The 25,245-nt window shown below is 38.9% G+C and carries 22 protein-coding genes; 12 read left to right on the top strand and 10 right to left on the bottom strand.

The features are described from left to right. Positions 1–87 precede the first annotated feature (87 nt). Entirely contained in the window at positions 88–1,110 is a 1,023-nt protein-coding gene (locus CXF85_RS04725; protein WP_101227380.1) for a Gfo/Idh/MocA family protein, read from the top strand. Between the two features lie 97 nt (positions 1,111–1,207). Here CXF85_RS04725 and CXF85_RS04720 read toward each other — a convergent pair whose 3' ends face one another. Further along, complete coding sequence (locus tag CXF85_RS04720) at positions 1,208–1,825, bottom strand: helix-turn-helix transcriptional regulator (protein WP_101227379.1); 618 nt, start codon at positions 1,823–1,825, stop codon at positions 1,208–1,210. Positions 1,826–2,005: 180 nt separating this feature from the next. Between CXF85_RS04720 and CXF85_RS04715 the strand changes: the two genes are divergently transcribed. The 5 genes from CXF85_RS04715 to CXF85_RS04695 all read left to right on the top strand — a co-directional run bounded on the left by CXF85_RS04715 (position 2,006) and on the right by CXF85_RS04695 (position 8,696). Beyond that, entirely contained in the window at positions 2,006–2,638 is a 633-nt protein-coding gene (locus CXF85_RS04715; RefSeq protein WP_101227378.1) for an NAD(P)H-dependent oxidoreductase, read from the top strand. Positions 2,639–2,684: 46 nt separating this feature from the next. Then, entirely contained in the window at positions 2,685–3,080 is a 396-nt protein-coding gene (locus CXF85_RS04710; protein WP_101227377.1) for a VOC family protein, read from the top strand. 316 nt (positions 3,081–3,396) lie between these two features. Beyond that, positions 3,397–3,813 (top strand): VOC family protein, encoded by a 417-nt coding sequence (locus tag CXF85_RS04705; RefSeq protein WP_101227376.1) that lies wholly within the window; start codon positions 3,397–3,399, stop codon positions 3,811–3,813. Positions 3,814–3,939: 126 nt separating this feature from the next. Next, positions 3,940–6,327 (top strand): fatty acid cis/trans isomerase, encoded by a 2,388-nt coding sequence (locus tag CXF85_RS04700; RefSeq protein WP_101227375.1) that lies wholly within the window; start codon positions 3,940–3,942, stop codon positions 6,325–6,327. Positions 6,328–6,524: 197 nt separating this feature from the next. After that, entirely contained in the window at positions 6,525–8,696 is a 2,172-nt protein-coding gene (locus CXF85_RS04695; protein WP_101227374.1) for a prolyl oligopeptidase family serine peptidase, read from the top strand. Between the two features lie 340 nt (positions 8,697–9,036). Here CXF85_RS04695 and recQ read toward each other — a convergent pair whose 3' ends face one another. Beyond that, a complete protein-coding gene (gene recQ, locus CXF85_RS04690) occupies positions 9,037–10,884 on the bottom strand; it encodes a DNA helicase RecQ (protein ID WP_101227373.1) in 1,848 nt (615 codons plus the stop codon). Between the two features lie 251 nt (positions 10,885–11,135). On the opposite strand from recQ, the gene rarD reads away from it, so the two are divergent. Further along, complete coding sequence (gene rarD, locus CXF85_RS04685; RefSeq protein ID WP_101227372.1) at positions 11,136–12,038, top strand: EamA family transporter RarD; 903 nt, start codon at positions 11,136–11,138, stop codon at positions 12,036–12,038. A gap of 68 nt (positions 12,039–12,106) precedes the next feature. Here the strand turns inward: rarD and CXF85_RS04680 are convergent, their stop codons facing one another. The 6 genes from CXF85_RS04680 to lptM all read right to left on the bottom strand — a co-directional run bounded on the left by CXF85_RS04680 (position 12,107) and on the right by lptM (position 18,503). Beyond that, positions 12,107–13,366, bottom strand: coding sequence for a diguanylate cyclase (locus CXF85_RS04680; protein ID WP_101227371.1), 1,260 nt, complete (start codon positions 13,364–13,366; stop codon positions 12,107–12,109). Between the two features lie 66 nt (positions 13,367–13,432). Then, positions 13,433–15,607 carry a DNA helicase II gene (uvrD, locus tag CXF85_RS04675; protein WP_101227370.1) on the bottom strand — a complete coding sequence of 725 codons (2,175 nt, stop codon included), beginning with the start codon at positions 15,605–15,607 and terminating at the stop codon, positions 13,433–13,435. 164 nt (positions 15,608–15,771) lie between these two features. Next, complete coding sequence (locus CXF85_RS04670; protein ID WP_101227369.1) at positions 15,772–16,539, bottom strand: HAD-IA family hydrolase; 768 nt, start codon at positions 16,537–16,539, stop codon at positions 15,772–15,774. Between the two features lie 39 nt (positions 16,540–16,578). Next, positions 16,579–17,292, bottom strand: a complete 714-nt coding sequence (locus CXF85_RS04665; protein ID WP_232771078.1) for a DUF484 family protein — start codon at positions 17,290–17,292, stop codon at positions 16,579–16,581. 39 nt (positions 17,293–17,331) lie between these two features. After that, a complete protein-coding gene (gene dapF, locus CXF85_RS04660; protein WP_101227367.1) occupies positions 17,332–18,162 on the bottom strand; it encodes a diaminopimelate epimerase in 831 nt (276 codons plus the stop codon). Beyond that, a complete protein-coding gene (gene lptM / locus CXF85_RS04655; RefSeq protein WP_101227366.1) occupies positions 18,162–18,503 on the bottom strand; it encodes an LPS translocon maturation chaperone LptM in 342 nt (113 codons plus the stop codon). The genes dapF and lptM overlap by 1 nt, the downstream gene beginning before the upstream one ends. A gap of 156 nt (positions 18,504–18,659) precedes the next feature. Here lptM and cyaY point away from each other — a divergent pair, with 156 nt between their 5' ends. The 5 genes from cyaY to CXF85_RS04630 are packed head-to-tail and all read left to right on the top strand — an operon-like array spanning position 18,660 to position 23,396. Then, positions 18,660–18,980, top strand: coding sequence for an iron donor protein CyaY (cyaY, locus tag CXF85_RS04650; protein ID WP_101227365.1), 321 nt, complete (start codon positions 18,660–18,662; stop codon positions 18,978–18,980). Positions 18,981–19,004: 24 nt separating this feature from the next. Then, positions 19,005–19,958 (top strand): hydroxymethylbilane synthase, encoded by a 954-nt coding sequence (gene hemC / locus CXF85_RS04645; protein WP_101227364.1) that lies wholly within the window; start codon positions 19,005–19,007, stop codon positions 19,956–19,958. Continuing rightward, positions 19,939–20,793, top strand: a complete 855-nt coding sequence (locus CXF85_RS04640) for a uroporphyrinogen-III synthase (protein WP_101227363.1) — start codon at positions 19,939–19,941, stop codon at positions 20,791–20,793. The genes hemC and CXF85_RS04640 overlap by 20 nt, the downstream gene beginning before the upstream one ends. Before the next feature lie 24 nt (positions 20,794–20,817). Further along, on the top strand, positions 20,818–22,188 hold the full coding sequence (locus tag CXF85_RS04635) for a uroporphyrinogen-III C-methyltransferase (protein WP_101227362.1): 1,371 nt from the start codon (positions 20,818–20,820) through the stop codon (positions 22,186–22,188). Next, on the top strand, positions 22,185–23,396 hold the full coding sequence (locus CXF85_RS04630) for a heme biosynthesis protein HemY (RefSeq protein ID WP_101227361.1): 1,212 nt from the start codon (positions 22,185–22,187) through the stop codon (positions 23,394–23,396). Before CXF85_RS04635 ends, CXF85_RS04630 begins: the two co-directional genes overlap by 4 nt. Before the next feature lie 51 nt (positions 23,397–23,447). Here the strand turns inward: CXF85_RS04630 and CXF85_RS04625 are convergent, their stop codons facing one another. After that, positions 23,448–23,654 carry a DUF3565 domain-containing protein gene (locus tag CXF85_RS04625; RefSeq protein ID WP_101227360.1) on the bottom strand — a complete coding sequence of 69 codons (207 nt, stop codon included), beginning with the start codon at positions 23,652–23,654 and terminating at the stop codon, positions 23,448–23,450. Between the two features lie 35 nt (positions 23,655–23,689). Continuing rightward, positions 23,690–25,216: an FG-GAP repeat domain-containing protein gene (locus CXF85_RS04620; RefSeq protein WP_101227359.1), complete on the bottom strand. Its 1,527-nt coding sequence runs from the start codon at positions 25,214–25,216 to the stop codon at positions 23,690–23,692. Positions 25,217–25,245: the final 29 nt, after the last annotated feature.

Raw genomic sequence — 25,245 nt, 5'->3', positions numbered from 1 at the left:
AATAAAAAGCAAGATGGCTTGATAGACTCTGCAACCACTGCATGTAATACTTTTCAGCCATAAATATTTTTTGAAGGCTGCTTTACTATGACTAATTTTGCCGTTATCGGTACCAGTAAAATCACAGATGCTTTTATTGAGGCCGCGAGGCAAGATGCTCGCTTTAATTTAGTGGCGGTTTATTCACGCCATCAACAAACAGCACAAGCCTTTGCCGATAAGCATAATATTACCCATTGTTTTACTGATTTGGCTTTATTAGCCAACAGTGATCTTGTTGATGCTGTATATATTGCCTCACCAAACAATTTTCATGCACAACAAAGTATTACCCTGCTAAATGGCGGAAAACATGTGCTTTGTGAAAAGCCAGTGGCCATTAACTGCGCTGAACTTACAAAAATGGTTGTTGCCGCTAAAGCCAACAATGTGACTTTTATGGAAGCAATGTTAGTAACTTTCCTGCCTAACTATCACCAAATAAAAAAGCAGTTAAAAGCACTGGGCAACATCCGTAAATATAGTGCCTCATTTTGCCAATTATCATCTCGATATCCCGCTTACTTGCAGGGTAAAAATCCAAATACCTTTAATTTAGATTTTGGTAACGGCGCTTTAATGGATATTGGTATTTATCCCCTATATTTGGCCATAGATTTATTTGGCTTACCAACAGAGATAACAGGTCAATGTTATAAGTTACCAACGGGGGTTGATGGTTATGGCGATATTTTATTGAAGTACGACTTGCCCGCTACAGATAATAACCAAGCTAACTTACAAGCACATATAAGTTATTCGAAACTCAGTAATGGCAGTAATATTTGTGAAATACAGGGCGAGAATGGTTATTTAATGTGGCAACATTCATCATTGTTCAATGAAGTTTCTTTGCATTTAAATGATGGTAGTTGCCAAACGTTAACATTAACGCAAACCGATAATAGAATGACTTACGAACTTAGCCATTTCATTGATTTAATAGTGAGTGGCAACAATGAGTCTTCTGTGAATAGCTGGCAACTGTCTCAGCAAGTATTAACTGTGATAGAACAGGCAAGAAAGCAACAAGGTATTATTTACTCGGCAGATAAACCAGCAGAAAATTAAAAGCTTTCTTTGAAGGATAACAGGTAAAACGACTACTAAAAATAGCGATGCTTTATCTAACGAAGCATCGTAAATTAATTAATTTTCTTGCTAGCTATTAGACAGGCAAGACTTTATAAGCACAACGTCGTGCCCCCTCAACAATATGCTCTTCTCGGCTCACTGTAGCGACTTCGTCCATTAGCGCTTGAAACATTTGCAACTCTGAGCGGCAGAAGTTGACACATTTAGTTGCTGCAGCACAAATGGGGCAATGATTTTCTATTAACCAAAATACACCATCATGCTCTTCAATGGTTGCCATATAACCTTCATCACTGCGCAGTTTAGCTAAGGTTTGTAATTTTTCCTCTACGCCAAAGCGATCAGCAAGGGCCAATCTATAGTTGGCCATCGACGTTTCTTCTCGGTGGCTGATAAGCTTTTCCAAGCCATCATCACCAAAAATAGTGATAACTGAGTCAAGTAACTGCACCGTTAATTCATCGTGACGATCAGCAAAACGGCTATTGCCTTTATCTGTTAATGACCAATAACGAGTAGGTCGGCCTCGAGCCGCTTTTTCATCCTTAAAAATCACATCACCAGAGTCCTCTAACCCTTGAACATGCTGACGAACACCCATAGTAGTCAGACCCAATTCACTTGCCAGTATTTTTGCGGTTAAAGGCCCTTGGGTCTTCAGTAACTGAATTATTTTTTCATGCGTTTTCATTAGATCTACAGCCAAGAAACGGGATATATCCCTATTATTACGCACTTTTTGCATAATTTCATCGTCTAGCTCAATATTATGTAAAGTTTTTTGTTTATATTTAACTTGATCTTCTTTGGTAAAGTGTTTACCTTATTAAATAAATAAAACGCTTTACTAAAGAAAATGAAGAGAATAATGATGAATTTATTAATTATCAGTGCCAGCCAACGCACACAATCACAAAGCGCAAAAGTCGCTGGGTATCTTGCAGACAACAGCATTCAATTTAGTAAAGTCAGTCATCTTGAGCTGTGTAAAAAACGTCTACCGCTATGGGATGGCGAGGATAGCAGTAAACAAAATGATGCCAGTGATTGGCAAGATATTAATGCCCAATTACAAACCATGGATGCATTAATCCTTATCACTCCGGAATGGGGAGGAACAGCTTCTCCTTTATTGAAAAATTTATTGATGATGGCGGAAGCGGCTGATATCGGTCATAAACCAGTACTGTTAGTGTCTGTGGTTAATGGTATTAGTGGCGCTTACCCGATAGCAGAATTACGGATGAATGCTTTTTCTAATAACAAACTGGTAGCTATTCCCGATCACCTAATTATTAGAAATGTTGAAGAGATCCTCAATACTATGAATGAGGACAATCAGCCAGAAGATAGCGCTATAACTCGCCGAGATAAAAGTATCCGCCATCGTATCGGTTATAGCCTGCATACCTTATTGCATTACAGCCAAGCGATGAAAAGTTTACGCGAAACCTTACAAGGTAACGTATATAACAACGAACATTTATACCCGTACGGTATGTAGATAAAGCACAAACAATACAAATCAGTTAAAACAACGAGGAGTTATTATGAATTTAAATCAAGTGACATTACCGGTAAGAGACATGGAAATGAGTACTGATTTCTACCGTCGTTTAGGGTTTTTACACATTGTAGATACACCACATTACGCGCGTTTTGCTTGCCCTGATGAAGGTGCAACCTTTTCACTTAGCTTAGAAGTAGACTTACCTGATAACAATCAATATGGTGCTGTGATTTACTTTGAATATGAGGAACTAGATACATGGGTTGCTGAAATTCAACAACGAGGCATTCAATTTGAGCAGTTACCAATAGAACAATCCTACTTGTGGCGTGAAGCGATCTTACGCGACCCAAGCGGTAATAAAATCAAACTGTATTGGGCAGGTGAAAATCGTTTAAATCCGCCATGGCGCGTTGAAAGAAAATACTCAGAATAAACAACTACACTAGATATATACCCGTTCCACCTGAAGATGCAGGATTCAGCTGGAATTATAAACGCCTTTAGGCAAGGCATTGATTGAATAGAATAGTTATTCTATTGTCGAAATCAATAACGTAGCATAAAGCGTTTATAAACCAGCCCTTGGGGGAAATCTGAGCAAAGCATACTCGTCGTCACATTTGTTTTTAAGGGAACAACCATTAACAAAAAATGTACCTCGATTATGATTCGCTCAGGTTTCCTGAAACGAGCATCTTCAAGTGGTACGGGTATATATAATACGTTTTCAAACGTAACGGAGAGCAATTATGATTACTTTAGAACATATAAACTTAGTCGTTTCTGACATAGAAAAAAGTTTAACCTTTTACCAGGCCGCTTTTCCTCATTGGCATGTACGTGGTGGCGATAAAGGTGAATGGTCAGGAAAGCCGAGAAACTGGCTACATTTTGGTGATGATTATCAATATATTGCCTTGGCCGATAATGGCGTTGGCGACAATAGAGATTTAACCGGTCATCAAGTGGGGTTAGCGCATTTTGCTTATGTCACCAGCGATATCAAAGGCACCATAGCGCGTATCACACAAGCAGGCTTCCCCATTCATAAAGAGGGTACTCCTGATGAGTATAGAGAAAATATCTATTTTCTAGATGCTGATGGTTATGAAGTAGAATTTGTTCAATACAATACCGATGTACCAGAGCTAAGAAATCGTTATTAGTCTCACTATTTGCCCTCACTATATCAGCCATTCAATGTTGCTGGATACAGAGTAACTTTACAGTATTCATCAACATCGCTTAAACTCAGCAATCTACCTGCTAATTTTAGCAATTTAAGGATTTCCATGCGTAAGTTTCAATGGCTATTTATTTTTCTATTTCTCTCGGGTTGTGCCACTTTAGGCGTAATGGAGTTCGATAAACTTTATGGCCCTAGCAATATTGATAATCGATTAGCGCAACCTAAAGCCACGACTTCTCAAGTCATTAATTTTAATGAACATATACAGCCAATTATTGAAAACCGTTGTGTCGTTTGCCACGGCTGTTACGACGCCCCTTGTCAATTAAAAATGGAAAGCCGTGCTGGTATTGAACGTGGTGCGAATAAAGCCATGGTTTATAATGGTGAACGCTTACTTACAGCAAAAATTAGTGCAAGCCTAAGCAAGTTAACCGAACTAAAAACTGAGAGTTTACAGCCGCTGCGTGAACAAGGATTTTTCCCTGTGCTTAATGAGCGCCAGCAAACTGAGCAAGCTAACACTCAGGCCAGCTTGTTCTATAAAATGATCCAGTTAAAGCAACAGCATCCATTACCCAATGAGCCACTATTGAGTAATGATTTTGATGTATCGCTCGATAGAAATCAGCAATGTCCTACAATAGAAGAATTTGAGCAATATAAAAATAAATTCCCTCTTGGCGGCATGCCTTATGCGCTACCCGCCCTATCGACAACTGAGCACACTCAGTTAACCGGTTGGTTAGCATCGGGTGCCATCATGCCTGATGCCATTCCAGCGAATGCGAAAGAGCAAAAAATGATCACCCGCTGGGAAGCTTTACTCAATGGCAGTTCAGCTAAAGAACAGCTGATTTCTCGCTATTTATTTGAACACTTATATCTAGCCAATTTATATTTTGATAAAACACGATCTAGTTATTTTAAACTCGTGCGTTCGAGCACTGCTAGCGGTGAAAAAGTAGCGGTGATTAATACGCGTCGCCCTTTTGATTCGCCTTATGCAGATGGCAGCGTTAATGCCATTATCAATAAGCCACAAGTGTACTACCGACTGATTAAACATAACGATACCATTATTGCTAAGCGTCATATGCCCTATCCGTTTGGTGAGAAAAAATTAGCGCGCATCACTGAGATTTTCTATCAACCTAATTACGCGGTAACTACGCTACCTGATTACCAATTAATAAACGCTTCTAATCCTTTTAAAACATTTCAGGCAATTCCAGATAAAGCACGTTATCAATTTTTATTAGACCAAGCGCAGTTCTCTATTATGAACTTTATCAAAGGTCCTGTGTGTCGAGGTCAAATTGCACTGAATGTGATTGAAGATAATTTTTGGGTTTTTTTCCTAAGCCCTGATAATTTTGATCATTACCCTAGTGAAGATTTCATTACTGCCAATACCGACCTTTTACAACTTCCCGCGGCAACCAGTGATAAAACGATGTCATTACTGTATTGGCGACAATATGCTAAACGTCAGCAAAAATATGTAAAAAATAAAGTAGCCTATATAAAGGACCTTAACTTACAATCAAATGAGCTTAATTTAGATTTAATTTGGTCCGGTAAAGGCAACCCCAATGCTAGCCTAACTGTCTTCAGGCATTATGATAGTGCTTCTGTTTTACAAGGCTTTGTTGGCCCTACACCTAAAACAGCTTGGTTAATTAGTTACCCATTACTAGAGCGTATTCATTATTTATTAGTCGCTGGTTTCGATGTTTATGGCAATGTTGGCCATCAATTAAAAACACGTTTGTATATGGATTTTCTGCGCATGGAAGCCGAAAGTAACTTTATTAGTTTACTGCCTAAAGCTCAGCGAAAGCCGATACATGAATATTGGTATCGAGGCACCAACAGTGACATTAAGGATTATATTTTTTCTGATGATTTTTATCAGTTACCTGAAACAGGCATTAAATACCAAACTGCCAAGCCACAAAACGAACTATTTAAAAAAGTAGCTAAACATACAAAAAATACGCACGTTAGCCAATTTAATATTTCTTCATTAGCACGAAGTAAAGCCGATAAGCTTATGGGAAATATAAGCAATATACCTAATGATAGCGTTGCTCTGTTACCACAGGTGAGTTATGTCATGGTATCAAATGGCGATAAGCTACAAGCCTATAGCTTGGTTAATAACTCTGCTCACAGTAATGTTGCGCATTTATTTTCTGAAGAAAATCGACGTCTACCTGCAGAAGATAATTTAGCGATTTTACGGGGTATAGTAGGTACCTATCCCAATGCCTTTTTTAAAGTAGAACAAGTACAACTCGCTGAATTTGTTGAACGCTTGATCGCAATAAGAACAGAGCAAGATTACAGTCAGCTTAAAGATCAGTTTGCCATTCGCCGAACAAATCCAGACTTTTGGAAGTTTGCCGACGAATTGCATGTTTGGTATAAAACCAACCAACCTAAATCATCTGGTTTGCTTGATTTTAATCGTCTAGAAAACCGCTAAATTTATAGCTAAAGGCGATTAGTAATACTCTGTAACAAAATACTGCCGCTTACCTCAATACTCAATGAGGTAAGCCATAGTCTTGCTCAAGCCTCTTCTGCTACACTGCCCCAATATTTGTAAAATAAATGTGAATTTGTACTGTCAGTCCCGATGGATTAACAAACATAATACTCACTTCAACAAGCGAGACTCAAATGAAGAAACAAAGCCTTTTCTTGACCAGTATATTGGTCACTAGCGTATTAGCCGGTTGTACTGGTAACAGTGTTGAACAAGCATCAGAGACTGTTGCTTCAACTCAGCAACAAACACAAAAAATTAGTTACCCTGTTACCCACAAAGGTGACGTGGTTGATAATTACTTTGGTACTGAAGTTGCTGACCCATACCGTTGGTTAGAAGACGATCGTAGTGAAGAAACAGGCGCTTGGGTTAAAGCTGAAAACAAAGTGACTTTCGATTACTTGGCACAAATTCCATACCGTGACCAATTAAGGTCTCGTTTAGCTGAATTATGGAACTATGAGAAAATTGGCGCTCCTTTTAAAGAGGGTGACTACACTTACTTCTACAAAAATGACGGCCTACAAAACCAATATGTCGTTTATCGTCAAAAAGATGGTGGTGAAGCTGAAGTGTTTTTAGATCCAAATACTTTAAGCACAGATGGCACAACGTCTCTTGGTCAATTAAGTTTTTCTAAAGATGGTTCAATTGCCGCTTACGCTATTTCAGAAGCAGGCAGTGACTGGCGTAAAATCATCATTATTGATGCTGAAACTAAAGCCGTATTAGAAACACCATTAATTGATGTCAAGTTTTCAGGCATTTCTTGGTATAAAAATGAAGGCTTTTATTACTCAAGCTACGATAAGCCAAAAGGTAGCGAGCTTTCAGCAAAAACTGATCAACACAAACTTTATTACCATACGCTAGGCCAAGCACAAAAAGACGACAAAGTTATTTTTGGTGCTACTGCTGAAGAGAAGCATCGCTATGTTGGTGGTGATGTAACTGAAGATAACCGTTACTTATTAATTTCTGGTGCGGTATCAACATCTGGTAACAACCTTTACTTGAAAGACTTAACGAAGCCAAACAGCCCATTGGTAACAATTGCTGATAATTTTCTTGGTGATACTTACGTTATTGAAAATGAAGGCGACAAGTTATTCTTAGTCACTAACGTTGATGCACCAAACAAAAAAATAGTTACGGTTAGCGCTAAAGCGCCAGCACAAGAAAACTGGAAAGATTTAATCCCTGAAACACAAAACGTATTGAGCGCGTCAACGGGTGGCGGTTTCTTCTTCGCTGAATACATGGTTGATGCCATTTCGAAGGTTTACCAATACGATTATCAAGGTAATAAAATTCGTGAAATTGCCTTACCTGGTGTAGGTAGCTCTACCGCCCTTTCAGGTGATAAAGATGCAAATAAATTGTATTACTCTTTTAGCAATTACAAAACACCTGGCACTATTTATAGCTACAACATAGATAAAGGTGAAAGTGACGTTTACCGTAAGTCCGGCGCTAAGTTTGACAGCGATGCTTATGAGTCTAAGCAAGTTTTCTACCCATCAAAAGATGGCACTAAAGTACCGATGATCATCACTTACAAAAAAGGTATTGAGTTAAACGGTAAAAACCCTACGCTTTTATATGCTTACGGCGGTTTCAATGTAAGCTTAACACCACGATTTAGCGTATCTCGCGCAGTATGGATGGAGCAAGGCGGTATTTACGCTGTAGCTAACTTACGTGGCGGTGGTGAGTACGGTAAGAAATGGCATGACGCGGGTACACAGTTAAACAAGCAAAATGTATTTGACGATTTTATTGCGGCAGGTGAATACCTTATTGACCAAAGCTATACTTCAAGTGATTATCTTGCGGTTCAAGGTGGCTCAAATGGTGGTTTATTAGTTGGCGCTGTAATGACACAACGTCCTGATCTAATGAAAGTTGCATTACCAGCTGTTGGTGTATTAGACATGCTTAGATATCACACGTTCACGTCTGGTGCAGGTTGGGCATATGACTACGGCACTTCTGAGCAAAGTGAAGCAATGTTCACTTACTTAAACAATTATTCACCAGTACACAATGTTAAAGCCGGTGTTAGCTACCCAGCAACAATGGTAACGACAGGCGATCACGATGACCGTGTTGTTCCAGCACATTCATTTAAGTTTGCTGCTGAGTTACAAGCCAAGCAAGCGGGCGTGGCACCAACTTTAATCCGTATTGAAACTAACGGTGGTCACGGTGCTGGTACGCCAGTAGCAAAAACTATTGATCTCTACGCAGATTTATTTTCCTTTACCCTGTTCAACATGGGCTTTACTGCATTACCTAAGTAATAGGTTTCAGCGTTAGCTAAACTTTAGCTAACGCTTATTTTAAATGAGTAATGCTGATCTCGATCAAGTACTTGAGTAAATTACTCAGGTACTATTTCAACAAGTCTTAATACATGAATTTAAATATTTGGAGTGATTTATGGGTTGTTGTGGTGGTTGCGGTGGCGAAGGTCATGATGAGAAAAAAGAGCAAGAACAAGCTCAAGATAAAACAACAGAACAAACTGAAGTAGCTGAGAAAGAGTAATTTACTCACTATCAAGCGTGCTTTGTACAAATGCCGATTAACTATCAAAGTTAATCGGCATTTTTTTTGTGCAAATCTATATTAATGAAATAGTTATTTATGCTCTTTAATCAACGCGAGAAACGGTTGGCCATAACGGGATAACTTCACATCTCCGATGCCACTGATATTAAGCATTTCACGTGATGTTTTCGGTTGTACACGCGCCAATTCAGATAAAGTTGCATCATTAAAAACAATAAAGGGTGCAATGTCTTCGCCATCAGCAATCGCTTTACGAAGTTCGCGTAGTTTTGCAAATAACACCCGATCATAGCTTTTTTGTGGTGCTTTTTCCTGCCAGTAACTGGCTTTTTGCAGACGCGGGCTAGCTAACATCAAAGGCTCTTGCGCTTTTAATACCACGCCCGATGCTTGTGTTAAGCATAAAATAGATTGTTGCTCGATATCTTGCTGCAAATAACCTAAATGTATTAACTGACCAATAATCGAGAACCAGTAACCGGCGGTTTTACCCTTGCCAATACCGAAGGTAGAGACCTTATCGTGCTCAGATTGTTTAATTTTATCGGTAAGTTCGCCGCGTAAAACGGCAATTACATGGTTAATATCACCTTGTTGTTCGATACGATAGACACATGACAATACTTTTTGCGCTTCTATCGTGCCATCAAACTGACTTGGTGGGTCTAAGCAAATATCGCAATTACCACAGCCTTTTTCGGTATATTCAGCAAAATAATTTAACACTACCTGTCGACGACAGGTTTGTGCATCAATAAAGGCATCCATAGCAGCAAAGCGTTGCATTTCAACATTTACTCGCTGTGGATTATCACCTTCACTAATACGCTTCTTAATACGCGCGACATCTTTTTCATCTACTAGAAATAAGGCTTCTGCATTTAAGCCATCACGACCCGCACGGCCAATTTCTTGATAATAAGACTCTAGAGTACGTGGTGGTTCAAAATGTATAACATAACGCACGTTAGGTTTATTGATACCTAAGCCAAAAGCGACGGTAGCAATGACTATTTGAATATTATCCTTGGTAAAACCCTCTTGTACTAGTGAACGAATTTCGTTTTCTAGTCCTGCATGGTAAGCCGCACAATTTACACCACTTGCAGCTAAGTACTTAGCTAATTTCTCGACTTGCCAACGACTATTACAATAAATAATACCGCTATCTTCACCCTTCTTTTTGATATAACCCAGTAACTGTTTTTCGCCATTATATTTAGGAGCTAAGGTAAAACGAATATTAGGTCGATCAAAACTATCAAGATGAATATAAGGATTAGGTAGCGCAAGTTGATTCAAAATATCTTTACGGGTAGTAACATCAGCTGTCGCCGTTAATGCCATAACCGGAACTGTGGGGAAATTTTGTTTTAAACATTGCAGCTTAGTATAGGCGGGTCTGAAATCATGACCCCACTGAGAAATACAGTGCGCTTCATCAATAGCAAACAAGCTTAGTTGCAACTGGCTCAAGCTTTGCAAGAAGTAATAATTGGTTAAACGCTCAGGTGCAACATACAGTAATTTAATTTCACCTCGACCTAAACGAGCAAAGATATCGCTGATTTCGCTTTGCTCAAGACTAGAATTAATAAATGCAGCTGATATGCCTTGCCGGGTTAAACCATCCACTTGATCTTTCATTAAGGCAATCAAGGGCGAAACAACGACAGTCACACCGGGTAATATTACAGCGGGTAACTGATAACATAATGATTTACCGCCGCCCGTAGGCATTAACACCAATGAATCTTGCCCTTGCAACAAGCTATTAATAATTTTAGCTTGCCCCTCTCGAAAACTTTCATAGCCGAAATGGTGCTTTAAAGTATCGAGCAATAAGGCATCATTTTCGGTACTATTTTCTGTACTGATTTCTGCACTGTTTTGGGCGTTAGCTACTGAGGAGTTCAAGAAGGTGTCGACTAATTTTCTTATGGATAATATTGTTATTTTAACTCAGCGACACAGGGAAAACCTAGCACAGAAAAATATATTTTTAACCCCTACTAAATTACCTTGATACTTATCACTAAAGTTACAATACCAGTATTAACAAGTTTACAGTGTTGATCATAATTCGTGAGCTTTATAATTCTTTAACCACTTAATGTCATGTTATTATCCACGCTCTTTCATCCCTATTACAGTTGAACAAATAAATAATGAGTGCAACAGCCACAAATCAACTTGAAGCCAATAGTAGCCGTAACGGTGCTTTTAGTGCATTAAGTGCATACCTCTTATGGGGTTTTGCGCCAATATACTTCAAATTACTCACCGCCATTGAACCTGGTGAAATAATGATGCATAGAGTGATTTGGTCAACGGTATTTTTGTTGGTGATGATCATTGTCATGAAGAAGTGGTCGCAATTAGTCGAGGTTTTCAAACAGCCTAAAGTATTATTGCAATTGTGTTTATCGGCTAGCTTTCTTGCGGTGAATTGGTTCTTGTTCATCTGGGCGGTAAACAACAATCATTTGCTTGATGCCAGTTTAGGTTATTACATTAATCCATTATTTAATGTGATATTAGGTATGATATTTTTTCATGAGCGCTTACGTCGTAACCAGTTAATAGCGGTTGGTTTAGCCCTACTTGGTGTATTGGTACAACTCATTGCTTTAGGTACGTTACCCATCATCTCACTTGCTTTAGCTAGTACCTTTGCAATTTACGGATTACTTAGAAAGAAACTCCCTATTAATTCATTCATCGGATTATTTATTGAATCTCTGTTAATGCTGCCTATAGCACTCATTTATTGGTATTTCTTTGTCGAAAGCAGTACAAGTAATATGGCAATAAATACCGCTAGCTTGAACTTTACTTTGATCATGGCAGGCATAGTGACAACAGCACCGCTATTGTTTTTTACTATCGCAGCTAAACGATTAGCACTGTCGACCTTAGGATTCTTTCAATACTTGGGCCCAAGTATTATGTTTTTATTGGCGACCTTTTATTATCAAGAAACCATGAAAAGTGCTGAGTTAATTACCTTTGTATTCATATGGGCTGCATTAGTACTTTATAGTCTGGACTCATTTAAAAAGCGTGCTTAAATAACTTATCTAAGTTCAAAAAAATAGCGCTTAAAGCGCTATTTTTATTTTATTAGCAATGAAACTAGCTAGTCTTCTAATTCTGCGCCAAAGATGACCACCTGATTACGACCATTTTCTTTCGCTAGATATAAGGCGTTATCCGCTTCATTCATTTGCGTAGAGAACTCGTCTTGGCTATCAAAAACTACGCCGACACTCAGGGTTATTGATATAGACGCATCACCTGCAGGGATAGTCGACACGGAAATTTCTCGTCTAAAATCATCTAACTTATTGTATAAGTTGTCTTGATCTATGCCGTGTAATAATACCGCAAACTCCTCCCCGCCCAATCGTGCAGTAAGGCCTGTGCCAAAGTGCTTACGCATATAAAGTGCCACTACCTTTAAGACTTGGTCACCAACATCATGACCATAGCTGTCATTTACTTTCTTAAAGAAATCGATATCAATCATTGCTAAACAATAAGGTACTTTTTTATTAATATATTCTTTAACACGTAATTCAGCATTGCGAAAAAAAGAACGGCGATTAGCAAGGTCTGTTAAATAATCAGTATTAGCTGCATGCTGAATTTTGGCGATATTATTCAAACTTTCAATGTTTTGAGTAATACGACAATAAAATTCTTCAGGACAAAAAGGTTTACGCAAGAAGTCATCGGCGCCATTTTTTATAAAACGTGCTGAGTGAATGCCATTACTTGCACCTGAAATACCTATCACGGCAACTTGCTCACGGGTATACATACGGCGAATTTCATTCGTTAGCTCAATACCATCCATTGCCGGCATTTCTAAATCGGTGATAACCATTTTAATATTTTTATGTTGAGCAATTTTTTCTAGGGCTTGCACACCATTATTGGCCGTTATTACATTAAAATTACGACGTTTTAATAATTCTACAATATGGTTTCGTGCAGCAGATGAATCATCAACCACTAAGATAGTATTTTGACTATTAGTTTGCTGCCAATGTAAAACACGCTTTAAATAGAGAAAAGCTTGGCTATTTTCTTTCGGAATATAATCAATTACTGGCTGTGATAAAATTTTCTGTCGAGTTTCATCATCCATTTTACCTGTCATGACTATGCTTGGAATACCATGGGATAACACACAAGCAATTGCCTCGCCATCTAGTGCATCAGGCAAGGCGTAATCAATAGTCGCCGCAAAAAAATCAGTATCTGACGATAGAATATTTTCCACCTGGGCTAAATCAGTGGCAATAACCACCTCAAACTTTAACGAGCGGGCTATCTGTTTGATAACGGTCGCTATAGGTTTACTGTCTTCTACTACTAATAATCGTTGAGACATCACAACACCTTTTATTTTAAATGGACTATTTTCTGGCTGTTCGTTTCATACCTAATACATATTCTATTAAACCGCTTGCAAGTTAGCATATTCCACCACTAACCATTTACTACCTACATCGGAAAAATTCACTTGAATACGTGATTGAGCACCACTGCCTTCATAGTTAAGTACTACACCTTCCCCAAACTTAGCATGCTTAACCAGCTGCCCCAACTTAAAACCAGTATTTTCAAAGGTTTCAAGTGTAAAGGTATTGGAGAACTTACCGACTTTACTCGGTCGTTTCACTTGCGACTGCATGCGAATTTCTTCGATACAATCTTCAGGTAATTCACGTAAAAAACGGCTCGCTTTATGGTATTTTTCTTGCCCATATAAGCGACGACTTTCAGCGTGGCATAAGTATAGCTTACTCATTGCCCTTGTCATGCCGACATAACATAAACGGCGCTCTTCTTCTAAGCGGCCTATCTCTTCAACCGATTGTTGTGAAGGGAACATGCCTTCTTCAAGGCCTGCAATAAAGACTAAAGGAAACTCTAAGCCTTTAGCCGAATGCATTGTCATTAACTGAACCGCAGCTTCAAACTCATCAGCTTGTGATTCACCTGACTCTAATGCTGCATGGGTTAAAAATGCGGTTAGCGGTGTTTGTTCTTCAGCTAATTCGGGATCACTTTCAAACGTTTGACAAGCTGTTACTAATTCATTTAAGTTTTCTATACGCTGAGCGGCACGTTCACCCTTTTCAGCTTGATACATCGCCTTTAAGCCACTATGACTAATGATAAAGTTGGCTTGTTGGTCTAAATCTAAGTTAGCCGTATCATCTTCTAATTGTTCAATAAGTTGCATAAACGCTGTAATCGTTTTAGCACCCCTACCTTTTAGTTGCTCAGCTTGGATCATGTTCTTACAAGCCTGCCACATTGTGACTTCCATACCTCGGGCAGCATCTCTTACCAATGCTAAGGTTTGATTACCAATACCACGAGTAGGCGTATTGATAACACGTTCAAAGGCCGCATCATCATCACGATTATTCATAAGGCGCATATAGGCAAGCGCATCCTTTATCTCTTGTCGCTCGAAGAATCGTTGTCCACCATAAATACGATACGGTAGCTGCCCTTGCAATAATGCTTCTTCAAGTAAACGTGATTGCGCATTTGAACGATACAATATCGCGATTTCATCCAATTTACCGCCATCATCACGCCATTGTTTTATACGACCCGCAATAAATCGTGCTTCATCAATTTCATTAAACGCAGTATAAATTGATATTTTTTCGCCCGCTTCACCATCGGTCCACAACTCTTTACCCATGCGGTTAGTATTGTTGCAAATGAGTTGGTTAGCTGATTTCAAAATATTAGCAGTTGAGCGGTAATTTTGCTCAAGGCGAATGGTTTTCGCATCATCATATTCTTTTAGAAAGCGTTCGATGTTTTCAATTTTTGCGCCACGCCAGCCATAAATAGATTGGTCGTCATCGCCGACAATCATCACCTTGCTGCGGGCTTTACCTAGCATAGTAAGCCATGCATATTGAATCGCGTTGGTATCTTGAAACTCATCCACTAAAATATGACCAAAACGCTGTTGATAGTGATCTAATAAGGCCGGATTTTTTAACCACAACTCATGAGCACGCAATAACAACTCAGCGAAATCAACTAAGCCTGAACGATCACAGGTTTCTTGGTAGGCTTTATACACTTTAACAAATAACTCTTCAGTAGGATCGAACTGAGAATCAATATGTTGTGGGCGAAGACCTTCATCTTTTTTACCATTGATGTACCAAACAAATTGTTTCGGTGGCCATTTTTTTTCATCCAGCTCTAATGAACGAACAATACGTTTAATTAAGCGTAGTTGATCATCACTATCAAGTACTTGAAAGCTTTGCGGTAAATTGGCTTCTTGGAAATGCATTCTTAATAAACGATGCGCTAAACCATGAAAGGTGCCTATCCACATGCCGTGAGTATTGCCATTCGTTACTTGCTCTACACGAGCACGCATTTCTGCTGCGGCTTTATTGGTAAAGGTAACGGCCAATATACTGTGCGAAGAAACACCCTCAACTTGCATTAACCAGGCAATACGCTGCACTAATACTCGAGTTTTACCACTTCCTGCGCCTGCCAAAATCAGCATATTTTGTTTTGGGGCAGCAACAACGTCACGCTGTTTATCATTAAGAGAGTCGAGTAATTCTGAAACGTCCATAGGGTTAAAACCTTTATTGAGGTGGCATTAGCTAGGTTAGGCAGATAATAGTGCTAAACAAAAAGCAAAAGTATACCACCATTTATAGATAGGTGTTGTGCTTTGCTGTTTATTTTTACAGTACCCCGTTTAGCTAAGATAACTGAATGAGGCACTTAAATTTTTTAGGGTAATAGTTGTGACAGGTCACTGACTTGGGCTAGTTCAATATGAGGGATTTGTCGCAACTTTTTACCCACTCCGTATTGTGGTAACCAAGCGGTTTGGCAACCGGCATTTAATGCTCCGTGGATATCGGCAACACCACAATCTCCGACATGCAATAACTGCTCTGCGGGAATAGCTAACTGTTCACACACCAAAGTAAACATATCTGCCGCAGGCTTTTGCTTTAATAAATATTCACTTTCATTATTACCCTCACTGGTTTGAAACCCAGCGTGATAAATGTGTTGAAAATAGTGATGAAGGCCCAATGCTTTGGTATCGACATTGCCGTTACTGATGGCTACCAACGGAAATACTTTGCTTAAACTCGCTAAAAGTTCATGACTTGCTTTTGGTACGGTAAAGTCACTACGTAAGTGAATAAAGTAATCTAGACCCGCCTGCGCCTCTTTCGTTGCTTCATCAAATGAGAGATTATGCGCTAGCAAACCTAAACGATAAGTCTCAAAACGAAGCCTTACCACATCGTGAGAAATATCCTGATGTGCTTTGATCGCTTGTTGGCGATAGGGTGCCCAAAAACGTCGATTAAAAACTAGCTTAGGTTCAGATAGTAACTTCGGTAATAGAATGGCAAACTTTTCAACAAAGTAGCACTCCATCTTTTTTTCAATCGCCAGCATTACCGGACGATTGTTATATAAGGTGTCATCTAAATCAAAACTGATGGCTTTAATCATGCTTAAACGTCGGTAGATTTGCATAGTCTTATATAACCTTGAAAGTACTTATAATACTTGTTGTTACAGAGCTAGTTGCTGATGTAATAACTTAGCAACTAAACGTTTGAATTGATTAAGTAACAAAGTATCCATACGCGGGTCAAAGTGGTGAGCATCTTCACTACTAATGGCTAAGAAGCCAACGGGTTTTTCATCATGTGTTAGCTTAATCAAGACGACTGATCCTGAACATGGCTTAGAAAAAATCAATGTTTGTTCACTTTCTTGCAAGCGACCAAAATAGTATTCATCATTCGTTAACCGGTTTTGCATCACACCTGCACAATCATTGGTTGATAAGCTATGGTGCGCAACTTCAATATTATTTGCCGGAATTAACCACAACTTAAATGAAGATAAAGATAACAATTCAGTGGTCACCTGATGTAAACAATCGAGTAACTCTTCTGCTGATTGACAATCAAGTAAGCGTAGATAAAGGTCACTATACAGTACAAATAACTGCTCATTATGAGTAGCAATCGACATTAACTGAGTAATCTCATCTTCTAGTCCATGTACTTTATGACGAAGCTGTTGCTGTTGACGCTCGACTAAAGAAACCGTACCACGTTGCTCATCAACTAAGCGCAAGCTGGTCATTAAGCTATTATTACGATTAAAAAATTCAGGATTATCTTGTAAGTAACTAACCACTAATTCATCCGTTAAGGGAATATCGTCACTATTGATACTTTGTTGCACATCATTCATCTTATTTATTTCTTTTTTCATTAGGTGCCGTCGCTAATAGGGGATTGGGAAAGTAGCGGTTTATATGGATATTTGACCATCAAATACGTGCGTTGCCGGACCAGACATTTTTACTGGATGACCCGGGCCTTGCCAAAATATACGTAGTTTTCCACCAGGCAGCTCTACCGTAACTTGCTTGGCTAGTTTTTTCTGCATATAACCAATCACAACGGCAGCACAGGCGCCGCTACCACAAGCTAAAGTTTCTGCTGCGCCACGTTCATACACTCTTAATTTAATATAATTAGGGCTAACTATTTCCATAAAACCGACATTAGCATCTTCAGGGAAACGTTCATGTATCGATAATTCTTGCCCAAGCGATTCAACGTCCGCTTCAACAACACTATCTACGGTAACAACACAGTGGGGATTACCCATTGAGACAACGCCACATAAAACAGTTTCGCTTTCACTACGCAGAATATAAGTGCCTTCCATTTTTTGTGCGCTAAAAGGTATTTTTTTTGGTTCAAATTGTGGCACTGGCATAGTGACTGAAATATTACCATCACGCTCGATGTGTAAATTCATTTTACCTGTGCTGGTTGAAACTTTAATCTTATGTTTATTACATAAGCCTTTCATACGGACAAATTTTGCGAAACAACGAGCGCCATTGCCGCACTGGCCAACTTCACTACCATCAGCATTATAAATGCGATAATGAAAATCTAAATCTGGATCATAAGGAGGCTCCACTACTAACAGCTGGTCAAAGCCCACGCCGAAGTTTCTGTTGGCAAATTTAGTGATTAATTCTGGCGATAAAAAAACATTTTGCGTGACATTATCAAGCACTAAAAAGTCATTACCTAAACCATGCATTTTAGAAAAATTGACTAGCATTATTGTTGCTCTTTAACTTGGTCTGTTGGCTGTTTAACTAGTGGAGTAGGTGCTTGCTCAGTTGGCTGCTGAATGGCTTGCTGTTGTTCTGAGTCATCAACTGGAATCACTGCTGAGTCTTGTGGCTCAACACTTTTGTTTATCGTTGTCTTTTGAGCCGCATCACCCTGCTCTACCACTTTATCTTGTGGAGTAACCGCTTGCTCTGGTGTTTGGTATAAATCACCTTTAATACCACAAGCAGATAACAAAATAGCGGTAATAAAAGCCAGTAAAATCGATTTGAAATTTAATTTTCTATCTGGCATTTGATGTAAGTAATGAAGTCTATTGGTACGCATGATGATTTTTTTGCCATGAAAGTCGTTTAAATCAAGCTTTTTAGCGTAACTTAACCACTCTATATCTATATTTATTTTGTCTGATTGCTATTATACTCACATGCTTATCAACAATAATACTCACTTAGACAAATAATGATATTTAAAGGATAGGCAATGAACGATAGCCAATACAACTTAATCGCCGAAGCGCTTCTTCTCACTATAGAAGAGGCGATTGAAGACTCTGGTGTCGACATAGATTACGAAGGAGTTGGCGGATTATTAACGCTAACTTTTAAAAATAACAGCAAAGTGATTATAAACAAGCAAGCACCCTTGCATGAAATATGGGTAGCAACAAAATTCAACGGTCACCATTTTGTCTTGAACAACGATAGTTGGACAGATAAACGTAGCGGTGAAGAATTTTGGCAGTTTTTATCAAATGCTGTTAGCACTCAAGCTGAAACTGAATTAACACTTTCAGCACAGTAACCTTTATATATTTGGATAGATTGAATGACTAACACGACAGTACGAATTGCCACGCGCAAAAGCGCCCTCGCCTTATGGCAAGCTGAATATGTTAAAGCTCAACTTGAGCATTTTCATGACGGCATAAACGTTGAATTAGTGCCTATGACCACGAAAGGCGATATCATTTTAGATACACCTTTAGCTAAAGTCGGTGGTAAAGGTTTATTTGTTAAAGAACTTGAAGTAGCGATGCTTGAAGATCGTGCTGACATAGCTGTTCATTCAATGAAAGATGTTCCAGTAGATTTTCCAGAGGGTCTAGGATTAGAAGTTATTTGTCCTCGTGAAGATCCCCGTGATGCGTTTGTTTCTAATACCATCAAATCATTAAGCGATTTACCAAAAGGTGCGATTGTTGGTACATCAAGCCTACGTCGCCAGTGTCAATTAAAAGCAAGTCGCCCTGATTTAGACATTCGTGATTTACGTGGCAATGTAAATACTCGCTTAAGAAAGTTAGATGAAGGTCAGTACGACGCCATTATCTTAGCTGCTGCGGGCCTAATTCGCTTAGAGATGAGTGAACGTATTGCACAATTTATCGAACCAGAAGAAATGCTTCCGGCAAATGGCCAAGGCGCTGTTGGCATTGAGTGTCGTAATGATGATGAACAAATCAAAGCATTATTAGCACCATTAGAATGTGCAACTACTCGTATTCGTGTGCTCGCAGAACGTGCGATGAATAGAGCATTACAAGGCGGTTGCCAGGTTCCTATCGGTAGTTACGGTGTTATTTCTGCTGATGGTAAAAATATCCACTTACGTGGTTTAGTTGGCGCTGTCGATGGTAGTGAAATGATTGAAAGTGAAATCACCGGTCCTGTTGAAGAAGGTGAAGCGCTCGGCAATAAACTCGCGCAAGAATTACTAAGCCGAGGTGCAGATAAAATTTTACAGCAAGTTTATTCAGAAAATGATATCAAAAATAGCTAAACCTGCCAAAAAAACGTCTCAAGTGATACCACTTGAGACTCCTATAAATGAGTTGGTTTTACCTATTCTAGGTAAACCACTTAAGGTCCTAATTACTCGGCCTAAAGCCAAAGCTCAGCAACTTGCCTTGTTACTTGATCAACAAGGCATAGCTAATACTCGTCAAACCCTATTCGATTACCAAAGTAACGCCAGCGCTGACAATATCGCCATAGCGATAGAACACGCCGATATTCTTATCTTTGTTAGTGTTGCAGCCGTAGAATTTACCCACGCCAGCTACCCACTACAAAAAAATTTACCCCAAACCATTTTTTCTGTCGGTAATGCCACAAAAAAAGCATTACAAGCTATTGGCATTACTGGTGTTATATCGCCCGATCCCCAGCATGAACACAGTGAAGGTTTACTTAAATTGCCACAACTGGCGAAAGTAACAGGGAGAAATGTAGTCATATTTCGCGGTAATGGTGGACGAGAACATATTGCCGATAGCTTAACTTTACGCGGTGCTAACGTAAGTTATGTCGAAAGTTACCAACGTGTATGGCGAACATTAGCGATAAATATTGCTGAGCAATGGCGAGCACAACAAATAAACTGTATTGTCGTTACCAGTAACGATATATTAGTAACATTAGTAAAATACCTAGCCCATATAACTGATAACACTGATAACACAGATAATTATTGGCAATCACAATGCCTATGGGTAGTGGTCAGTGACCGTATTGAGAAAAATGCCAAAGCCTTAGGTTTAACACAGGTAATAAATACCCATAGCGCTAGCTCAACAGTACTCTGTAATACCTTACAAGCACTCTCTTGTTCGTAAGCCTATTTAGAATAGTAAATAACGATGGAATATAGAATTATGTCGGATAACGAAGTCTCTAAGAACAACCTATCGGATAATAGCGACACCGAGAAAAAAGAGGCCGCTACACACTCATCAGGTAGTAATGCCAAAGCAAACCCTACACCTAATGCCAAGAACATTCAGGTGAATAAAACGGTAGCGAATAAACCTTCTCCGTCAAGCACGCGTGTAGCCGTTGAAAAGTCATCGAATAAAACCGCGACTATTGCACTAGTGATTGCTTCAATGAGTATTTTCGCTTCTATTGGCCATTATATTTGGCAACAGCAACAAATTGGCGCGCAACTTTTAACACTGAACAAACAAAATAATCAAGCAATACAACAGAGTCAAATACAGCTAAAAAGCGACTTAACGACAGAATTTAACCGACAACTGCAACAACAGCATAGAGCTACAAGTCAATCACAACAAAGCGCCAAGCAAAAACATCTTGATAGTGATGATCAAATACAGCTATTAGCCACACAAATAAGTCAGTTAGATCAGCAAGTAAGTCAGCGCCAACCTAGTGATTGGTTAATACATGAAGCAGAATACCTAGTTCGCGTAGCTGCGCGCACCATGTGGTTAGAGCGAGATACTAAAGCGGCTATCAACTTATTACGTGATGCTGATAATCGCCTAAAAGAATTAGACCATCCTAAATTTTTACCTGTACGGGCATTAATTAATGAAGATATTGAACACTTAGCGTTAATGCCTACGTTAACAAATCAAGAAGCTATTTTGACTTTAATGGCACTTAACAAACAAGTGCCAACTTTAGCATTAGCGGGTGTTAATTTAACTGAAGCACTAGATAAAACAAAAGAAGACTTCGTTTTGTCAGATGATATCGGTGACTGGCAAGAAAACTTAGCAAAAACTTGGCATAAATTTCTTAAAGACTTTATCACCGTTCGCCGAAGAACAGGCATGGTCGAGCCTTTAATGGCTCCTGAACAACAGCAACATTTAAAGCAAAATTTAAGTCTAAAAGTACAACTTGTGCAATGGGCTGCTAGCGAACAAAAAGAAGAAGTTTACCAACAAACCTTACTTGATATTCAGCAATGGTTAAATGAATTTTTTGATATGAACCTACCGGAAAATAAGCGCTTTTATAACTCGATAGAGCAACTCAAAAAACAGACCATTTATTATGATTACCCAAGTGATTTACGTTCATTAGCCGCAATAAAACGTTTACTTGAAAATACAAAGCAAGGAACACAAACGCAAAGTGCCAAACCAAATGATAAGCCTTTAGAACCAAGTCAGTTAGAAAGTAATAAAACAGAATCAACGCCAACAACAGAAGACAAACCTAAAGCTGACAGCGAAAAAGTGAGTGGAGGTCAGTTATGATCCGCATTATCATCGCCTTAATCATATTTCTCTGCGTGATGGCAATAAGTCCTTTCTTGATAGATGAGAAAGGCTACATTCTTATTGCGATGGGTAATACCACCATAGAATTAACCGTGCTGTCTGCTGGTATCATGTTAACACTGCTATTCATTGCGCTCGTGATTAGCTTAAAGCTATTACGTGGCGGCTTAAATTTTAGCTTTGGTACTTGGAACAAGCTTGCTTTCGCCGGACAGCGTCGTGGTATTGCCAATTTCAATAAAGGTCTTGCTGCTTATATGCTCGAGGATTATAGTCAAGCAGAAGAGTTATTCGCCAAGAGTGCAATACCATCAAAAAGAAAACAAAGCGCTTACCTGCTTGCTGCTTCTGCATCGGCAAAGTTAGATCTAAACAGTAACACTAATCACTATTTAGCATTACTTGAAAAAGAAACAGTTAAACTGAAAGACGTTGGTTTAGAAAGTGTCATTGTTAATATTAAACTGTTGATGAATCAAGATAAGGCTGAAACCTACGCTAAAGCACGTGCGTTAATTGATGAAAATCACAAACAAGTTGGCCATGACGCTCGTTTGTTGGCGCTTGAAATAGATTTATGCATCATTGAACAACGTTTCGCCCAAGCAGTACAATACTTAGCTGCTGCTCGTAAAGAAAAAACGATTACAGATGTCACGGTTCAAGCTTGGGAACAACTAGCCTATTACGGTAGCTTTAATGAAAGTATCAAACTGCATGATAGCAAAGCTTTACACGATAATTGGAATGGTTTGAGCCGTAAAATAAAACAACGAGAAGCGATATTATTTGCTTATTGTAGAGTATTAGCCGAAAACGAAGTCATCGAGCCACTCAATAAATTATTGGTACCGCTTTTTAAGAAGTCACCAAGTAGCGATTTTTTAAAGCAGATTCGTGACCTACCTATCAAACATGCTGAAGAGTTAATTGCGATAGTACAGAAGCAGCTTCATAAGAACGTTCATAGTGGTAAATGGCTTAGTTGTTTAGGTCATTTAGCCTTGAAGAGTCAGCAATACTCTATGGCTGAAAAAGCCTTTGGTAGCTTAATAAAGCTAGAAGATGCTGAATATGGTAAGCAATATGACCGTCAAGATTTACAAGCATTAGCGCATGTTCACAGCCAGCAAGGACAATATCAGGCAGCTGATGCTATGTGGTCTAAAGCGAGTACATCATAAGGTAATGGTTACTAAGGTTATTGCTTGGCATAGCAATAACCTTCTAGCAGTTTAGGCTATATCTTTTGGTGCGCCTTCATCACACTTCTTACACTTTAATAGCTGACCTAACATACCTTGACGTCCACTTAGTGAGATCACCCAAGGCCGATTAATAAAAGGTGGTTTGTGTCTAACATGCTGAAAGTGACCACAGACTAACTGTGCCACCCAATGATGCTCTTCGTCTTGATGATAACCACAAATCGCTTGTTTCATTATTAATTCACTAAGTTAGTATCGCTAGTTTGATGTTACAGCGAAAAAAGTACTTTAAATTCTTTAGCTTTATCTTCACCGTCTAGACGAGAAAATTTCATTAACAAATCGTCTTTACCATCACCATTTAAATCTTCCACCATAACCAATTTACCATCTTTGGGTAACTCAGTGCTGTAACTAACACTGCGTTTTTTAAATGATTTTTTCTTCTTGTTAGGTTTTCTACCTAGGTATATTTTCAGCTCATCGTCATCATCCGACAACACCAGCTCTTTTAAACCATCTCCATTTAAGTCTGCTAATTTAACAACTGCACTACCACTTTGCCCTGAACTTAAGCTGAAAGTCAGCTCTACACCTTTTTTAATCGCCGGCTTACTTAGAAATTTATCTTGTTCACTCATTTTGAATACGTAAACATCTTGATCAATACCACCAGTAACTAAAGCACCAATAATTTGCGATAAACCAATGTCAAAACCCGCAAGTAATACCTCCAGTTTGTCATCATTATCAATATCAACAAACTCTAAACCCGTTAACGTACCTTCCGCATGAATAACACTGTCAGCCTGTGGTGAAAAACTTAAAACGTCTTTGTTTTTCTGTCCAAGAAATATTTCATAATCATTAACACGGTCAAGTACACCGGAAGCCTTGGTATAACGCACTACCATATCGATAATGCCGTCGGCATTCACATCGCGTAATTCTTCTATTTTCCGATATTCCAAATCGCTTTGGTCCAGTTGCTCTCCGCTTTCATCACGCTTATTCCACCAATCAGTGCCACTGATGGCTTCATTAATCGCTAAGCGTGTTGGCTTACGCGTAAACTGACTATTTCCGTATTGTGGATAAATAATCATTTCACCATCACCGATCACTAAAATATCTGTTTTATCATCAAAGTTAACATCACTATAATACAACTTAGTTTGGCTGTAACTCGCGCCTGCCGATAACACACTTACCTCTGGTTTTATCGGCAGTGTTTGCCTAGCAAAACTGTTCATTCCCTGCCCTATAAAAACATGAGTCTTATTGAAGTCTGCAATAATGACATCATCATACGCATCATTATTTAGATCTTGAATAAAGTCGCCTCGACTAAGGAAGTCGGCTTGCTCTTGTATATAGAGTGACTCTATCTTTGCTAGCGACTTAAATTTTTTATTTTGATAGAGGCTTAGGGAATCAGTAGAAAGAAAATAGAGATTTTGTTTTTGTTCGTCTTTCGCTTCACTTAAATCAAAGCGATAAAATTGTTTAGGTATGATGGTTTTTTCCGCGACAACATACTGATTTTGTTCCTGATCTAACTGATAAATAATTAACCAACGGTTACTTTGTTCATCGACAGAAAAGGTAACGAGCTCTTTACCTTTAGTGGGTAGTATATCTGCGGCAATAACTTCTTGGCTGAGCTTGTACGGAGCACTAATAATAACTTCACTAAACTCGACAGCGCTAGATTTACTCGCTAACGTCGTTAAAGATGTTGCACAGCCTAATGTAGCCAGTAGGGTAAACAAGGTTTTATTGTAAGTTGTCTTCATGTAGTGAGGTCCGTATCGTGAATAATAAC

The organism is Colwellia sp. 75C3 (assembly GCF_002836255.1).
Lineage (GTDB): Bacteria > Pseudomonadota > Gammaproteobacteria > Enterobacterales > Alteromonadaceae > Colwellia.
The sequence above is the reverse complement of the archived record's forward strand: the minus strand, read 5'-3'. Positions and strand labels throughout refer to the sequence as shown.